Annotated in this window: 12 protein-coding genes; 8 read left to right on the top strand and 4 right to left on the bottom strand. The window is 65.9% G+C overall.

The genetic code is table 11. The annotated features are described in order from the left end of the window. From AC07VC_RS14535 to AC07VC_RS14520, 4 genes are all read left to right on the top strand, one after another. On the top strand, positions 1-723 hold the full coding sequence (locus AC07VC_RS14535; RefSeq protein WP_494676608.1) for a GAF and ANTAR domain-containing protein: 723 nt from the start codon (positions 1-3) through the stop codon (positions 721-723). 543 nt (positions 724-1,266) lie between these two features. Further along, a complete protein-coding gene (locus tag AC07VC_RS14530) occupies positions 1,267-1,581 on the top strand; it encodes a hypothetical protein (protein ID WP_494676609.1) in 315 nt (104 codons plus the stop codon). Between the two features lie 373 nt (positions 1,582-1,954). After that, entirely contained in the window at positions 1,955-2,458 is a 504-nt protein-coding gene (locus AC07VC_RS14525) for a hypothetical protein (protein WP_494724479.1), read from the top strand. Between the two features lie 410 nt (positions 2,459-2,868). Continuing rightward, entirely contained in the window at positions 2,869-3,903 is a 1,035-nt protein-coding gene (locus tag AC07VC_RS14520) for a pentapeptide repeat-containing protein (RefSeq protein ID WP_494676610.1), read from the top strand. A 316-nt stretch (positions 3,904-4,219) separates the two neighbouring features. On the opposite strand, the gene AC07VC_RS14515 is transcribed toward AC07VC_RS14520, so the two are convergent. Genes AC07VC_RS14515 through AC07VC_RS14505 form a run of 3 tightly spaced genes read right to left on the bottom strand, consistent with a single transcriptional unit; the run spans position 4,220 to position 8,456 of the window. Beyond that, a complete protein-coding gene (locus AC07VC_RS14515; RefSeq protein WP_494676611.1) occupies positions 4,220-5,965 on the bottom strand; it encodes an SAVED domain-containing protein in 1,746 nt (581 codons plus the stop codon). Positions 5,966-5,988: 23 nt separating this feature from the next. Beyond that, positions 5,989-7,452, bottom strand: coding sequence for a HesA/MoeB/ThiF family protein (locus AC07VC_RS14510; RefSeq protein WP_494676612.1), 1,464 nt, complete (start codon positions 7,450-7,452; stop codon positions 5,989-5,991). Continuing rightward, on the bottom strand, positions 7,449-8,456 hold the full coding sequence (locus tag AC07VC_RS14505) for an SMODS domain-containing nucleotidyltransferase (protein WP_494676613.1): 1,008 nt from the start codon (positions 8,454-8,456) through the stop codon (positions 7,449-7,451). The genes AC07VC_RS14510 and AC07VC_RS14505 overlap by 4 nt, the downstream gene beginning before the upstream one ends. A gap of 1,858 nt (positions 8,457-10,314) precedes the next feature. Between AC07VC_RS14505 and AC07VC_RS14500 the strand changes: the two genes are divergently transcribed. The 3 genes from AC07VC_RS14500 (at position 10,315) to AC07VC_RS14490 (ending at position 11,971) form a co-directional block, all read left to right on the top strand. Further along, the gene (locus tag AC07VC_RS14500; RefSeq protein ID WP_494676614.1) at positions 10,315-10,557 is read left to right on the top strand and encodes an antitoxin VbhA family protein; all 243 of its coding nucleotides are present in this window, start codon (positions 10,315-10,317) and stop codon (positions 10,555-10,557) included. Continuing rightward, positions 10,557-11,396 carry a Fic/DOC family protein gene (locus tag AC07VC_RS14495; RefSeq protein ID WP_494724478.1) on the top strand — a complete coding sequence of 280 codons (840 nt, stop codon included), beginning with the start codon at positions 10,557-10,559 and terminating at the stop codon, positions 11,394-11,396. Before AC07VC_RS14500 ends, AC07VC_RS14495 begins: the two co-directional genes overlap by 1 nt. 86 nt (positions 11,397-11,482) lie before the next feature. After that, positions 11,483-11,971, top strand: coding sequence for a hypothetical protein (locus AC07VC_RS14490; protein ID WP_494724477.1), 489 nt, complete (start codon positions 11,483-11,485; stop codon positions 11,969-11,971). Between the two features lie 28 nt (positions 11,972-11,999). On the opposite strand, the gene AC07VC_RS14485 is transcribed toward AC07VC_RS14490, so the two are convergent. Next, positions 12,000-12,395 carry a hypothetical protein gene (locus tag AC07VC_RS14485; RefSeq protein ID WP_494676617.1) on the bottom strand — a complete coding sequence of 132 codons (396 nt, stop codon included), beginning with the start codon at positions 12,393-12,395 and terminating at the stop codon, positions 12,000-12,002. Between the two features lie 315 nt (positions 12,396-12,710). Here AC07VC_RS14485 and mobF point away from each other — a divergent pair, with 315 nt between their 5' ends. Next, positions 12,711-16,535: a MobF family relaxase gene (gene mobF, locus AC07VC_RS14480; protein WP_494676687.1), complete on the top strand. Its 3,825-nt coding sequence runs from the start codon at positions 12,711-12,713 to the stop codon at positions 16,533-16,535. Positions 16,536-16,559 lie beyond the last annotated feature (24 nt).

Raw genomic sequence — 16,559 nt, 5'->3', positions numbered from 1 at the left:
ATGACGAACACGCGAGAGGAGCTCCTCGTCCGTGCCTTCGTCACGCTCGCCGACTCTCTGGTCAGCGACTTCGACGTCATCGACTTGCTCCAGAGCCTGGTCGACCAATCGATTGCGCTCTTTGACGCTTCGGCCGCGGGGATCATCCTCGGACTCGACGTCGATCACCTGGAGGTGGTCGTCTCCACCAGTGAGAAGAGCCACCTTGTCGGACTGCTTCAGCTGCGCGCCGGAGAGGGCCCCTGCGTCGAGGCGGTGAGCACGGGGGCCGTGGTCTCGGTAGCGAACACCGCGGCGATCGCGGAGCGGTGGCCGGCGTTCGCTGCCGAGGCTGCGGGCGCCGGCTACGTGTCCGTCCACGCCATTCCCCTGCGCCTTCGGGAGCAGATCATCGGATCCCTTAACCTGTTCCGCGAGCACGATGGGGCGCTCAACGCTGCAGACGCCATCGCAGCGCAAGCGCTGGCCGATGTGGCGACCATCAGCGTCCTACAGGAGCGGCTCGTCCACAGCACCAACGTGGTCGGCGACCAGCTCCGACATGCGCTCGACAGCCGTGTCCTCATCGAGCAAGCCAAGGGCATCATCGCTCAGGTTCACGGCGTCGACATGGACACTGCCTTCACCCTCATCCGCCAGCACGCCCGAGACCGACAGCAGACACTCCTCTCCGTCTCCCGCGAAGTCGTCAACGGAGAGACCGCCATCGGGGTGCTGCGGTGAAGCGGCAGGTCAACTGCGCTGACGCCTTGTATGTGACATAAGGTACATTATCGGTGACATTGTTGAGGCGCTGAGAGGGGGGCTAGAAGCTGTTCGGCGCGAGCAGCTCGCCGCCGTCTTCAATAACCTCCGGGCCGTCAATGGGTCGACGAATGAGGCGACGTCGGACCAGGGGCCGGCGGCATGGCCGGTGATCCAACAAACGCCGCGAGGGCGCCGGCGCAAAGTATCTCGTTGATATTCATATAATGCTGAGACTGCGGCGCAACAATGGCGACGCCGCAGCGAACCTACCAACGCGGCGTCTTCTGCAGAATATTTTAGCCACGACGCCACTCATGAGTCTATGAAGAGCTCCGCTCCGGCCCCGATCAATTGAGAGACTCGCCCTAGGTGCTGCCGTGCGTGTCACTGCGTTCGTCAAGTCCGCATTAATGAGGACCGCCTCTACGTTACGTAGCACTCGTGTGCGTCGAAGTGAACAGCCCGAACTGGGGTAGGCGAGGCAGGTGCGGCTCTGGTGGGGCGCAGTAGTATTTCGACGTGACTAGAAAAATTAAGCTGGGGTACCCTGACGGCCAAGTCGTCATTATCACGACCAATGACGACTGGCAGGTTCAAGAAGTAGAGCCCTCAGGCTGGGAATACCCCCAGGCGCGAATTGTAGGATTCGATGTTTGGCCTAAAGGTGAGGATATCAACGACAGGTCTGGCGTGATTGTAGACGATAATGTCGTGAGTAGTGCTTCGCTTATGGATGTTTCTGAAGACCCAGAGCTGGCCCGCGGCCTTTATCCTCGGCTGGACGCAAGCAAAGTTCCTATACTCGTTCCCGGACGGGTGATTTCAGTTACGTGACTCGTCGGCGGCCCTAGTGTGACACAACGTCTATTATCGGCGTAGGCGATTACTCCCGGAAGCGGGCGAGTTGATTAGCGGCGGCGTATAAAGCGGTGCTCGAAGCCGGCCTGGCTCACGGGGCCGTTCCTCACCGGCGGGATCAGCAGCCGCCTGCCAGCGATCGCCCGCCCGTCGCAGACGAGCCAACGCCTTGCGCAGGGCTGGGACGTCGCCACCTACTGCCTCGGTGGCACCATCGGTCCCACGGTCGTCGCGACGGCGACGGCGACGGCGACGGCGACCGCGACCGCGACGGGGCCGATACCGGCGCCGTCGCGACCGAGGCCACCCCGCCACTAATCCGGCTAGTTCCCCTATCGAGCCCGTGGCAATGGGCGTTGAGGTGCTGCGGCCGAGCGCGACCTTACAGATCTTCATCACCACGGCTCCACTCCGAAGCATCCTGTACGTCACCATGACCGTCGCGCTCTCGGCCGCCGTGCTGCCGATCGTCGCCGTGGCCTCTACCGCGGACCTCGGTCGAGCGGCCGGAATTGGGGGGGGGGGGCTTTCACCGCCGCGTACGGGCTCGGAGGCCTCGCCGGGGACGCTCGGGGTCATATTCCGGCCGATCCGCGGCAGCGTCGACACCGACATGCCCGCCCTCGTTGTGATCGTAGCTACCGCACTGGGCGCGGTCCCCCTCCCGACCGAGCTCGTCCTCGCCGTCATCATCCACGGCGTTGCCGGACTGGCCAACGCGTACTTCTTCGCCGCCACCCTCGTAGCCCGAAGTGAGCACGCACGCCAGGCGGCGCGCGGGCGGGTGTGCGTCTTGGTCGGCGCACTCAAGATCACCGTTGAATCCCCCGGCACAGGGCCGCCCGCGCAGTGATCGGCGCGGGCGCACACCTGCCCGTCGCCCTTGCCGCGACATCCGCGGCCGCCGTCTCCGCACTCGACCGTCGGTCGACACGATGACCGACGGTACAGCGTCCGAGTAGACACCCCATACGGACATTGCGTCCGGCTTCTGGTTAAGGTCAGACCGTGCGTACACGACGACCGACCCGACGATCGAGAACCGCAGGCGATATCGACTCCCTAGGCTCCTGGATATGGCCGCTACTCCTCGCCCTTTATGCCATCGGGTCCGGGTTTGCTGTGTGGTCGCTACCGCCGGCCCTGGTCACTGCGTCCCTCGTCGGGCCTGGAACCCGTCCCGGCGACGCTCTCACTTTGGCTGAACGAGCGGCATCGATCACGGCAGCGCGCCAGGTAGTCCTATTGGCGGCAGGTGGCCTCTTGGCCGTCATCACGCTTGCGCTCACACAGCGCCGAGATGCGGTGGCGCGCGCGCGTCACGAGATAGAGCGTGACGCCAATCGAACGACGCGCTACACAGAGGCCGTGAAGCAGTTGGGCGACGACAAGGCAGCCGTCCGCTTCGGTGGCATCTATGCACTCGGTCGTATTGCCGAGGACTCCGAGCGTGACCAGCGACCGATCCTGGAGGTCCTGATGGCATACATCCGTGAGGCCGCTCCCGTTGCTGCGGGCACGACAGGTGCTGATCGCGAGGTGGACGACGAGGAGGTCGAGAAGGACCAGACGCATCGCATAGATGGCCGCGACCTCCGTGGCCTGTCTGGATCTGTATCGGTCGTCGATCGCGAGGACGTTCGAGCTCGCGATGCCCGAGAGCTCCAGGTGAGCACCGCCAAGGCGGCTGTCGAGGTGGTGGGTAGAATTTCGCGGATCACGAAGTCTGAGAGGCCGAGCGTCATCCTGAGCCGCACCCGCTTGGAGAACGTCAACCTCGCACGCGCTGTCCTGCCGGCAGCAGGTTTCGAGGGCACCGATTTGACTCGTGCGGACCTCGGAGGCGCTGAGCTTGTGGCGGCACGATTTACGGACGCAGATTTGGAAGGTGCTGTCTTCTTCGAAGCCGTACTCATGATGGCGGACCTTACGCGGGCACGTGCTCCCCGCGCGGCATTCAGTGGGGCTCAAGCCAGCTCCGCTGCGTTCACTAATGGCGTCTTCACTGAGGCCAGCTTCCGAAAGGCCCGTCTAACTCACGTTCAGGCGCAGGGCGCGGACTTCACCGAGGCGGTGTTCGACGGAGCGAATCTCGATGGCGCCAATCTGTCGGGATGTATTCTCGTAGGGGCTTCCTTCAAGGGCGCCAGCTTGCGCGACGCGGACCTGACAGGGGCACTCACTAGTGGAACCAGTTTCCAGGAGGCCGACCTCCGAGGGCTAAAGTGGAACCGACTAATTTCTGAGCTCGGTAACACCACGGGGGTCCGCTTGTCAGACGACTTCATCGAAGGCTAAAGAGAGTCGGCGGCGGCGCGCGAAGCATCGTACGGTGCGACGGGCGAGCAGACGGGATCCGATGATGCCTCTCGTCCCAACATCGCGAACGCCCATGGCCACCAGCGTCTCGGATACCTAAGCGAGTGCGGCGATGAGCCAAGGACAAGCGGCGACGAGAAGGAGCGGGATGGAGTCATGCATCGACCTGCGCATCGCGACCCTGCGTAAGGCCAGTGGCCTTCCCCAGGCGGTCTAAGTGCCGGTCCGTCACGAACTGAACGCGGACGTCGCGGCACAGACGTACCGCGACGTCTAGGTCTGCTTAGATCCGTCGCTACAGGAGGATTTCGGTGATCGGACCACCGGCGACGCCGGGCTCGAGGGTGATCGCTGGCCGGTACCGGGGGCCGTTGATCATGTCGCCGTCCCATTCGTAGACGACGGTGCGGAGCGTGTTCAGGTACCTCCCGACGAGAACAGCCATGGGGAAGGGGCCGTGGAAGGCGAGATGTACTTCGGCCCGCCCGTGATCTGCGGATAGTCGCTTGATGTGCTGCGCGATGGTTTGGCCGAGTCGTCCCGCTTCCTGAGGATCGATGCGACTGGAATTCATGACGGAGACGATTTCTACATCGGCGAAGACCTCTGTGGATTCGTTTACCAGGCGCTGAAACGCAATGAGGTCCGGGGCGGCGGTAAGCGTAATGAAGATTGCGACTCTGTTCGAAGCCTTGCGCGGCTCGGAGACCTCGGTGTCGAGCGCCTCGGCTTTCAGTTCGGTGACGCCCGGATCGTTGCTTGCCGGTGTGGACTCCCAGGCCTTGTTCTCCACATCGAGGACCGCGACCTTACCGATCTTGGTTTCAGGCAATGCTGCGCCCAGCGCGAGCCCGATCGAGAGGTGTGCGCCGCCGGAGACCCGGACCCGCTTCGCGCCTGCCGCGAACACTGCATCACCGGTGAGCGGGAGCGTCCTTCGGAGGAGTTGGATGCCTTCGCGCGACGGGAGGCGCCCTTCGGGGGCCTCTTTTATCCGTAGGTGCAGGTCGTCGTCGTCGGCATCTATCGCGAAAGGGGCAGGGCGACTTTGAACTCGAATGGTGAAGTCTCGAGCCTCTGCGCGGATCCGAGGTCGGCGTTGTTCGATGCGACGCATGAGGAGGTCGCGAGCGATTTCAACCTCGCCGGCGGGGTCGAGCACGTTGGCCTGCTTCTTGTCTGCCAATGTTCGTGCCGGTGCGAGTCGCAGCAGACGGTCGGGGGCGTCGTAATCACATTGCGACTCGCTTCCCTCTCGTGCGACCGTATTAGCAATGCACAGGCTGAACGCGGGGTCCTCGTCGAGCTGGAGCAGTCGGGGGAGTTCGCGTTCGCGGACGATCTCGCTGTCGACAATGTCAGGCGTCACGACGAGCACGCCTGCCGAAAGCCCCTCGGTGAGCGCCTGTTCGAGACGGTCGGTGGTCGTACCTGGTCGCAGGTCGACGAGGTCTCTCCACACGACGAGACCAGCGGCCCTGAGCAAGTTCTCCAACGACTCTGCTTGATGCGTCCCGTCGGACTGGCGGTACGAGATGAACACGGGCCCATCATCGCGAATAGCGCCATCACGAAGCGGGCCCAGCGGACCGAATCGTGGTGCGGGGAGAGAGACGTTCGCATCACGCGTAACGACTCGGCCGAGCCGCTGGCGTCGTGCGATCAGGCCGAAGTACGCGCCAGCGTTGCCGGGCGTGAATACGAGGAGCGCGAGAGAACTGCCAGCGGCCTGGGCAGCGGCGCGCATTGCCTTGCGGTCGATTCCGCTTGGGCCAGACGGCGCGGGATGGCTGTGCCACTCGCCGACGTAGCCGATTGGGTCATCCTCTTCTCTATCCGAGAGGAATTCCGCGAGGCACTTGTTTGCCCGAACGTCGTCGCGGACATATCGGTTCCTTGTCGCGCCATCGCCTTCGACCACTAGCGCGTGAGTGATCACGACGTTGTCGGCCTCGCGGTATCCGAGCATAATCCCGCCGGTTTCAAGGGGCAGCCGTTTGGCTGTCTCGGATGCGATCGCCTCGTGGGCGTCAGCTCTCACGTCGATACTCGGAGCGGATCGAGTCATTGCGCTATCCCTACTGGGTTGACGACGTTTCGTACTTCCCCTGAGGGGTGAACGGGACGCTCGATAAGGAGACCGATGACGTGACGGACGGTTGCGGATGCTGTCTCGACCGCGACGTGGGGTGGTGTTGGCGAGATGGGGCTGCCGCACCCCGCTTCGAACACTGTGGGCCGCTGCTGATCGACTGCGACGCTCGAGCCGGTCAGTGCATCGGCGCCCCCAAGGGAAGGAAGTAGGTCAACGCGGAAGGTGGCGCCGTCGTTCTGAATCGAGGCAGAGATGATCCGCTTCCGCGCGGACGTCGCCGCGACATGCAGTAGCGCGGTCGTGGCAAAGTCGGCGCTGGTGTCTACGACGAGATCGTGATTCGTCAGAAGCTCCATGGCGACGTCGCCGGACGAAACAGCGTCGTCGAGCTCCTCGATGTTCTCTGCGGCGATCTCATGCCGGGAGACCAGATGCCGTTTGACCGCGGTGACTTTCGGCAGCCCCACCATTTCCGGTCCGACAAGGTGACGTATGAGGTTGCCGGGCGTGACGATGTCGTCATCGACGAGCGTCAGGTGTCGGATGCCAGCACGCACGAGCATGTCTGCGGCGAAGGAGCCGATCGCGCCGACGCCGACGATCGCAACCCGGGCTTCGTGAAGTAGAGGCGCCACTAGACCTGCGCGCGCCGTCTTGGCGGCCGAGGTGTCCGCGGCCGCGCGGAGGCGCCGAACGGTAGTTCCCCCGTCTTTCGTCGGGCGTACCTCGAGGACGATCGCGCCGTCATGGATGCCGCGGCGGTAGATAAGTACGACGATGTCGAGGAGGTGGTTTCGGATCCGGCGGTCGAGATCAACGGCGGGGGCGATGCGGGCCGCGACGTCCTGCCACGATCTCGGCGGAACGTCTATGTCGCCCAGCTCGGCGACATAGCCATAGCGGTCCTTGCTGTGCTTGGACGCCTTCGGCGGGCGGGTGCCGCTTCCAATCAGCATGGTGTTGTTGCGACTCGGGCGGAACCGCACGAAGCCGGTGGGGTAGCCAGCGGGGTCATCGTAGAGATACAAGCGCTTGTCCTCGGAGTAGTGGAAGTAGCGTTCGAGATCTAGGTCCGGCCGATCATCGGGCCACCCGGCATCCGCCTGCTCGAACCACGCGGTCACGTGCTCTAGGAAGGCCGGCGCCTCTGTCCACCACAGGTTGTCATGGTCATCTTCGGCCACCAAACAGAGCGCGCCGTCCAGCTCTCGATGCCAGGACCACATGACGGTGTCCGGGTCGCCGGGGACAACGCGTGGCGGCTGGAATGGAAAGCGAGCCCGAAACGAGACCACGACCTCCGTCGACCCACCCGGATGTGCGATCATGCCTCGCCAACCGACATCGCCTTCGATGAAGCCCGCGCGGATCAGTCCCTCCTCGAAATGCTGACGGCAGTATGCGACGTACTCGTCGTACTCGTCTATCGTCAACCGAAAGTCCTGGCGCCCGCCGGCACGACCCGCTTACCTGCGGAGATCGCGAACTCCCGCTTCGATCCGTCGTCGTTGAAGCCCGGCGGCATCGGGAAGACGGTATCGCCGTCGCCGTTCTTGCCGAGCAGCTTCTGGAAAGCCAGCGCAGCTTTGCCCTCGTCCTCCTCGTCGAGCGCTTCTCGTGCGTCTGCGGCGGCGTCAATAAATCGAGTCCGAGCTGCCTCCAGCTCATCATCGGTCGCGCGGATGTTGATGGTATGCCCGGGGATAGTGGGGTCGCTAACCGCAATGTCGTCGGTGACGAAAGTCTCGACGATCTTGCTCACTTCGTCCAGCGCCGAGACGTAGTACTCCGCGTGATCGCGTCCCGTCACGAGACCCGAGGCGAAGGCCTGGTACGCCGCGACCTCGAAGAAAAAGCCCCCTGGCTTCTTCTTGCCGAGAAGCGCGCGCCGGGTTTGGCGGAGCAGCTTCACCGTCGGGACATAGAAACCGTCGTGCGTGGTGTTCATTTCGGTCGACAATGACGTCAAAGACTCGGGGTTGGTGCGCACCCACTGGTTGTCGTCGCCCTTCTGCGGGATCTCCCAAGTCTCGCCATCCCAATGCGGGCGCGCGGGAACGGCGTCGACGTAGAGGTCGTAGTCCGGGAACGAGACCTGCAAACTGCGATCCTGTCGCGTGGTCCGCTGATGCCCATCGCCATCACGCCCGAACTCACCATGTAGGACGGTGAAGAACCGATCAAGGATCTCCTTCGACGTCACGTTGCTCGGCAGATCAGGAAGACGGACGAACACGTCGACGTCCTTCACGCGCTTGATTGACACGCTTCGCTTGTATGAACCGATCAGTACCGGGTTTACCCCGTACTCGGCGAGTTTGGCATCAGCCGTGAGCGCATCACGGACCAGACGATGCGCCTCTGGCGCATTGGCCTTGTCGTCGCCGGGCTCGATGGAGCTCAAGGCATCTTTGAACTGCTGCTTCAGGTGAGCCATTTGGCGCACTCCGATCCTGGTCGGGTTGATCTGTCAAGTTTACGAAGGGGGTCCGACATCGGGACACGGCGGTCGTGGACGCCGACGCGCTTGACCTCACGAACCTTCATAGGAAGGGCTGAGTTGATAGCGTGCCTCCTCAACTCCTGCTTCATGCCTATCGTTCGACGCGACGGACCAGAGGTGGCACGCCATGATATATGTCTCCTCATATATAGCCTATTGGAATGCCGGCTCTGCCCAGCCGGCACCCCCATGGCTATCTCGAGGTTCGTCAACATAGCTGATGAGGTCAATTCGAAGTGTTATTCGGATCACCTGGCGCAGGGCTACGTCAAGGTCAATCTGTTGGCCGTATGCGACATCTTCGGCTGCCAGTTCTTCTCCGGTAGTGGAGTTCAACACTTTGAATCGTACGACCATCGTCGTGTTCGAAGCATCATCGGGTTGTCCTATTGTGGCCGTGAATCGGGTTGCATTCGGCGGCACCAAGTACTCAATAGTTCCGAAAGTCTCCCGGTAGGCGATAGGGCAGGAAAATCCGAAGGCGTACGGAGTGCCGGCAATCGTAGAAATGCCGTTTTTCCAGGAAAATCCAGCTCCGTTTGACTGTTCACAGCGGCTTTGGGTGGTCGCATTGTCGACATTAAGTGCTAGATAGCCGCTCGGGGTTGTGCCCGGGTCGGTCCCGGCGGCTGTTGAAGAAGCCTCGATGGAGGGCCTAGGGGTTGCGGAGTCTGTCGATCCCGGCATCGAACTCGCGGTAGGTAAAGTTGTTAGGGGGTTGTCACTGCGGTTGCCGTTCCAATTGAAGGCCCAAACAACCCATGCCGCTAGAACCGAAGCGACAACTGTTACGACAATTGTGGTGAGTATAGCCCGCATCGGGGACTTGCTGGGAACGCCGCCACTGCTCATGAAGCATGCGCAGCGAATGTATTAGCATCGTTGTCGCTGTCTAGATTTGACATGTTCACACTAATTACCAATCAAGATGCTGTGCTTCGACATTGGAGACCGGGCCTTCGTGCTGCGCATGTCGACGCTCGGCGGGGTGAGTGAGGGAGTTTATACAGAGATCCGCATTTGAAGAGCGTGACCACCTCTTATTGCTTTCCCGCATGCGGGGGTGTCGGCGGTTCAAGAGCGGGTTGTTTACGCAGTAATAGTTTCCAGGAGCGATGATCAGGTAGGCGAGGGTTTGCGGGTGGCGGAAATTATGGCTCGGTCTGGGGGACGGATCATGCGGGTGAGACTGATGAGGTCAGTTTGCCGTGTCCCGGGCACAACCGATGGCCCGCTTTGGGGGGGGGCAGCCATCGTCAGGGCCAGCAGTTCCGTGGCGCGTACGAGACGCGGCGACTGGCGACACCCGGTACGCGGCCCTGCTCGTTGCCGGAGGTCATCCGCCGGTGGCTGAGGGGCGGTTCGGCCTTCTACAGGCCTTCGATGACTGAACGTCGACGTGTCGCCGCGGCGGCGTCGAGCCACGCGCGGGCGTCTTCACAGAGTCGCCGGTACCGACGGGCTCCTTCGAGCTCTACGCGACCTTCGGCGCGCTGGCAGAGTGCCTCGCCGAGCGGGACGGGTGACTCCCCCGGCCTGGACCTCTGACGCGCGGCGCTCTGTGGCGCCGGCTGTGTAGTGGGCGTCGACGCCGAGCCTCTCCCGCGACATCGCCCTCGAGGAGAGACCTCAGTCGTTCTGGGACTGTCTGATCTGGATCATTCTCAGCGGCCTCGCCCGCGCATCGGCCACCAGGCCTCCATAGTTGCCCTTGGGTCGCTGCCGACCCTTGCAGATCCCTGCGTAGGACTCCCCGATTTGGTAGAATATCTGCACCGTAAAGGGGGCTGTCATGGCTGAGAAGTTTGAGATCGAGCAGCGTTGGCCTGAGTTGTTCGCCCAGCTGGACGCGACGCAGCGACGGGTAGTCGTGCAGTCGCTCGCTTCGGCGTGGCACGAGGGCTGGAAGCCCAACCGCGAGGACGTTGAGAACCTGACGGACAAGGTGCGGGGAGCGATCGACCGCGACGAGTACATGCGGCGCTCGCGCGAAGCCGCGGAACGTCGCCGGAAGGTGACGGTCCTCGCCAGCTGATGGCAGCGGAGTGGGACCTCTGGGCGGGGTACTTCTACCCAGAGACCTACGACCCAGTCGCCATGACCGGCACGCTGCGCAACCACTTCGGTGAGCGCGACCGTGATGTCCTCGCGGGGCTCGAGTACGCGGCGACGATCGACCGTCAGACCGAGCTGATGAGCGGACAGGTCGACATCCCCCGGACGTTCGACGCCGACCACGTGCGGGCGATCCACCGCCACCTCTTCCAGGACGTCTACGACTGGGCCGGCGAGTACCGGACGGTCCCCATCTACAAGGGCACTCCAGTCGGCTTCGCCGACGTCTCGAGCGGCGCCATCGACCGCTACCTCACCGACGTGCATCGCCTCGTCGACGCGACACCGTGGATCGAGCTGGATCGCGACGGCTTCGGGGAACGCGCTGCAACGGTGTTCGCCTACCTCAACCAGGCGCATCCGTTCCGGGAGGGCAACGGGCGCACGTCCAAGGTGTTCATGGAGCACGTCGCCGAGCTCTCGAGTTTTACGCTCGAGTACGACCGCGTGGATCCCGACATGTGGAACGAGGCCTCGAAGTGGTCCGGCCCTGACCTGTTCGCGTACGAGCCGCATCCCGCCGAGCTCGTCCCCATCTTCTGGCAGATGGCCGTCGATCGGCCCGTCGAGCGCGCGCCCGAGGCTGCCCCGGGAGAGGACGGGTGCGACAGACGCGCCCAGCGCGATCTGGCTGCCCTCCGCGCGGCCCAAGGGCAGGCGTCTGCCCCGGCTGCTCGTACAGCCCTGCCCGAGCCAGCACGATATGAGAACCCGACCATGCGTGACTCGGCACGCGGCGCCGGAGACCGCGAGCGTTAGTCCAGCTCGCTCGTAACCCCTCCCGCGCGCAGTCATCACCGCGCGCCATCGTGTCCCCCGACATGCACCGCAGGACGATGGCCGCAGTGAACATCTCAGAGCAGGAACGGTTTTGGCGACACGTCGTCAAGGGACCCGACGTGCACGACTGCTGGATCTGGACCGGCGCCGTGTCCGACGACGGGTACGGGAGGTTCTGGATCGACGTCGCCGGGCACGGGCAGAGGGCCGTGCGGCCCTCGCGCTACGCGTATCAGGACGTCACCGGTGAGGTGCTCGCATCGTCGCATCTGCTGCTCCACTCGTGCGACGTCCCCTTGTGCGTGCATGTCGATGTCGACGCCGCGACGTCACACCTCGCGCCCGGTACGCATCGGATGAACATGCTGGATCGCGCGCAGAGGGGACGGCACTCCAACCGGTGGACGACGACGCCCTACCGAGGCCTCCCGCGCGCCGAGCGCGCCCGCCGCTCCCGCGAGCTCCGCGACGCGGTGAAGGCCCACGGGTGGGATCCCGACCGCATCCGTCGAGCCCTCAACGGCATCGGTCCAGATCAACCCACCCTGTGGTGATCGAGACCTAACGCCCACTACGGAGCCGCTACCCGTGCTCCCCATCGTGAGGCTCGTGCGCCTGCGCGTCGTTTTCATCCGCCGACGCGCTCTCGCGTGGACCCGCCGGACTCTTCTTGACGTCGCGTACTGCGATACCGAGCCGGTCGGCGACCTCCTTCCGGGAGACACCGAGCGAGAGCATCGTCTGGGTGACCGCGTCGAGCTCCATGGTCTTGGCCGCCCGCTCTGCGGCCGCGCGCTCGCGCACCGCCCGGATCTCCTGCTCCGCTCGCTCATCGATCTCGTCGAGCACGTCCGCCGCCACGAAGTAGTCGGCCGCAAGCTGCTCGAGTCGATCCTCTCGGGCGCGGAACTCGGCTGCCTGCGTGCGTGCGCGCTTGCGCGCCGCGACCTGTCGAGCGGACTTGCGGGCCTCTGCCATGTGGACCTCCTCGTGGTGTGGGCGGGCATCACTTTGCCGCCCCTCCCCCGACGCCCGTCCGGGCTGTGCACGAGTATGCGGAGCGCTCCGCGCCCGAGCTTCGGGCGAGCCGACCTTGGCCGGCTCGTCGGAAGTGCTACGACGCGCTCCCGCTCGCTCACTGACGGTTGTTCCTCCCTCGGCTCGCTTCCTCCGCGGTCGCAGCCCTTCCGACGCAGCATCTTCGATGCTGGCTGCCCCGGCTCGCTCGTCCCTTGCTCCCCTGTGCATCACACCTCTGGCATCAGTGATCAACGAGGTACCGTCCTGCCCGTGATGACGATGCACATCCTCTCCGCGGGGGACGGGTACGCGTACTACACGAGCGAGATCGCGACCGGTGACGTGCTCCGGGAAGCGGGCCGCGAGCTTGGCGACTACTACACCGCGGAGGGCAACCCTCCCGGCGTCTGGATGGGGTCCGGGCTCGACGCGCTGGGCGTCTCGGGTGCCGTCACGGAGGAGCACATGAAGGCGCTCTACGGCGAGGGCCTGCACCCTGACGCGGAGCGCATCATTGCCGAAGCGCAGGCAGCTGGCGCGAGCGTCGACGAGGCGACCGCAGCGGCCAAGCTCGGCCGCGCGTACTACGCCTACGGTGCCGGCGGCAGCGACCTCCGCCGGAAGATCGACGAGGGCTATGCCCGGTTCGAGCGTATGAACCGCCGGGAGCCCGACGACGCCGAGCGCCGCGCCATCCGCACCCGCGAGGGCGCGCAGGCGTTCCGCGACGCGAAGGGCCGCGAGCCCGCGGACAAGGAGGAGCTCGGCCGGTACATCACCGCCGCGTCACGTCCTACGCAGCAGGCCGTGGCCGGCTTCGACCTCGTGTTTTCCCCCGCCAAGAGCGTCTCCACGCTGTGGGGTCTGGGCGACGACGAGACCCGCCGCGCGATCGAGCAGGCCCACGAAGATGCCATCGCCGACACGGTGAAGTACCTCGAGCGCGAGGCCGTGGCCACGCGCGCCGGCCGCAACGGTGTCGCGCAGATCGACGTCGAAGGCGGGATCGTCGCGACGCGGTTCCGGCACTACGACTCCCGCACCGGCGACCCGCAGCTGCATGACCACCTCGTCGTCGCGAACAAGGTCAAGGGGTCCGACGGCAGGTGGCGCACCATCGACTCCAAGCTCCTCCACCGCCAGGGCGTGGCCGCATCTGAGTTCTACAACTCCCGCGTGATGGAGCGAGTCTGTGACGCCCTCGGCGTCACCACCGAGCACCGCGTCGTCACCGCCGGCAAGCGGCCCGTGGTGGAGCTCGCGGGCATCGACCGGGGCCTCCTGATGGGCTTCTCGACCCGCTCGACCGACATCCGCAAGCAGCTCGCCAAGCTCGAGCGGGAGTACACCGCCGAGCATGCGCGCACCCCGAGCCAGGCGGCCCGCATCAAGCTCGCGCAGCAGGCGACCCTCGACACCCGCCCCATGAAGGACAGCGGCCGATCCCTCGCCGCGCTCCGCGACGCGTGGCGCGCACGAGCGACCGAGGCCGTCGGGAGGCGCACGGTACGGGGCCTTCTCGCGAGCGCGCGGGCGGCCGCCGAGGCCCGTGCTGCGGGACCCCGGGAGCCGGAGGCTCTCGACGTCGACGAGGCCGCGCGGCAGGTCGTGGAGACCGTGTCCGAGTACCACCCCGTCTGGGGCCCGCACATGATCGAGGCCGAGGCCCGCCGCTACATCCAGGGCGCGCGCATCGCCGGCGTCGACGTCCCCGAGGACGCCGCGGAGGCCATCACCCGCCGCGCGCTCGGCACGGACTCCCTCGCCCTCACCCCGGACGGCCCGCACGCCGCATTCGCCCCGCTCACGCGCCGCGACGGCACCAGCATCTACGAACACAAGGGCCGGCAGCTCTTCACCTCGAGCACCGTCCTCAAGGCGGAGGACCTGCTGCTGGACGCCGCCCGCGACCGCACCGTCCGGCCCGTGAGCCGCGAGACCTTCGACCGTGTAGCGGAGGAGCAACAGGCCGCCAGCGCGCACAAGCTCGACGCCGGGCAGCTCGCCCTCGCTGGCGAGTTTGCGACATCCAGCACCCGCCTGCTCGTCGGATCCGGCCCTGCCGGCACCGGCAAGACGACCGCGCTCCGCGTCGCCGCGCGCGCGGTCGAGGCCGAGGGTGGCCGGCTCCTGGCGCTCGCCCCCTCGGCCGCGGCCGCGCAGGTCATGGCCGACGCGCTCGAGGTCTCCGCCCGCACGATCCACTCGTTCACCTACGGCCTCGGGAGCCTCGACGAGCTGAACCGGCACGAGGGTCCGATCGAGGGCGTCGACGTCTCCCCCGGTGACGTGATCGTCGTCGACGAGGCCGGCATGGCCGGCACCGTGAACCTCGCCAAGGTCGTCCGTGTCGCCGAGCTCCACGGCGCCCATGTCCGGTTCATCGGCGACGACCGCCAGCTCGCGGCCGTCGAAGCCGGCGGCGCGCTCCGCCTCCTCGAGCGCGAGGTCAGGTCCATCAAGCTCGACACGATCCACCGGTTCCGGAACCCCGACGGCTCCACGAACACCGCCGAGGCGGCCGCCTCGGAGCGCCTCCGGGACCCCCTGCAGTTCGGCGACCCGTTCGCCTGGTACCTCGGCGAAGGCCGCATCATCGCCGGCGACGTCGACCGGATGACCGGCGCCGTGTTCGGCGCCTGGCAGGACGACGTCCTCGCCGGCAAGGAGTCCGTGATGCTCGCGCAGCGGAACGAGACCGTGGCCGAGCTCAACGGCCGCGCGCAGGCGTTCCGCATGAGCGACGGCACCGTCACCGGCCGTGCCCGGGCCGACCTCCGCGACGGCCTCAGCGCGCACAAGGGCGACGTCATCGTCAGTCGCGTCAACTCCCACGAGCTCCGCACCGACCGCGGCCGCGACCGCGTGAAGAACGGCGACCGGTGGAGTGTCGACAAGGTCCTCCGCGACGGATCCCTCGCCGTGACCCACCTCGGGCACGGCGGCCGCGTCGTCCTGCCGGCCGAGTACGTCGCCAGCAGCGTCGAGCTCGGCTACGCCGCCACCGTCCACCGCGCACAGGGCCTCACCGCCGACACCTCCCACGTCCTCGCCGACACCTCCACGACCCGCGCGATGGCCTACGTGGCCATGACCCGTGGCAAGGAGTCGAACCGCCTCTACGTCGAGGCCGACGACGCGCAGACGATGGGCGATGTCCTCGAGCAGATCGCGAACAACTCCGACGGCATGCTCAGCGCGCACGAGACCATCCGAGCCGAGCAGACCCGCGTCGGAGACCTCGTCGTGCTGGTCGACCAGTACCAGGACGTCGCCGAGCGGGCCGACGCGACCCGGTTCGAGCGCATCGCCCGGCAGGCCGTGGGCCGCCGTGTCGCCCGCGAGCTCGTCGGCGACGAGGCGTGGGGCGCACTCGAGGCCTCGCTCCGTCGCGCTGAGCGCGCCGGCTACGACCCCGCTGATGCCCTGTACCAGGCGTGGGAGAAGGACACGCTCGACAACGCCCGCAACAAGCCGGCCGTGCTCGCCTCCCGCGTCGACGCCGACGTGCGCGCCTACACCGACGCCTTCCCGCCGGCGCCGCGCGACGAAGCCGTGCCGACCTGGATCGCAGATCGCGCACCCGTCGACTCCCGGCACACCGATCCCGCGTGGCGCGCTCACCTCGCCGAACGCTACGACTACCTCGCCGCCCGCCTCGAGGAGCGCGGTGAAGCCCTCGCGACGGAACCACCGGCGTGGGCGCAGCGCCTCGGCACCGTGCCCGAGGACGAGCGGCGCGCGGACTGGTCCCGTCTCGCGGCGGAGGTCGACTTGTTCCGGCGCCGCTACGGCATCGACGAAACCGAGCCCGACGCGGTGCCATACGACTACCGCGAGAAGTCCCTCGGCGCCGAGCTGCAGAGCCGCGTCACGGCCCTCCACAAGTCCACCGTGCTCCGTGAGCCGGCCGCGGCGGCGCCCCTCACGCTTGCTGACCGGCTTCGCGAGCAGAAGCGCGTGAAGGCCGAAGCTCGCCTCGAGCAGCTCCGCCATGCGGGCCTGACCGCCCATACCCAGGAGAGCACCACCGACGACCAGGAGCACCGGCTGCGTGACGACGATCGCGCTCGAGGGGATGACGGCCGAGAAAGGTAGCCGTCCCCCCTCGTCTGGTCGACA

The organism is Clavibacter sp. GW821-FHT01D01 (assembly GCF_059422605.1).
The sequence above is the reverse complement of the archived record's forward strand: the minus strand, read 5'-3'. Positions and strand labels throughout refer to the sequence as shown.

What these genes read in the sequence shown, in the direction of transcription:
- AC07VC_RS14535 (WP_494676608.1), top strand. Translation starts at nt 1, where the DNA reads ATGACGAACACGCGAGAGGAGCTCCTCGTCCGTGCCTTCGTCACGCTC.
- AC07VC_RS14525 (WP_494724479.1), top strand. Translation starts at nt 1,955, where the DNA reads ATGGGCGTTGAGGTGCTGCGGCCGAGCGCGACCTTACAGATCTTCATC.
- AC07VC_RS14505 (WP_494676613.1), bottom strand. Translation starts at nt 8,456, where the DNA reads ATGGCTCACCTGAAGCAGCAGTTCAAAGATGCCTTGAGCTCCATCGAG.
- AC07VC_RS14500 (WP_494676614.1), top strand. Translation starts at nt 10,315, where the DNA reads ATGGCTGAGAAGTTTGAGATCGAGCAGCGTTGGCCTGAGTTGTTCGCC.
- AC07VC_RS14495 (WP_494724478.1), top strand. Translation starts at nt 10,557, where the DNA reads ATGGCAGCGGAGTGGGACCTCTGGGCGGGGTACTTCTACCCAGAGACC.
- AC07VC_RS14485 (WP_494676617.1), bottom strand. Translation starts at nt 12,395, where the DNA reads ATGGCAGAGGCCCGCAAGTCCGCTCGACAGGTCGCGGCGCGCAAGCGC.
- mobF (WP_494676687.1), top strand. Translation starts at nt 12,711, where the DNA reads ATGACGATGCACATCCTCTCCGCGGGGGACGGGTACGCGTACTACACG.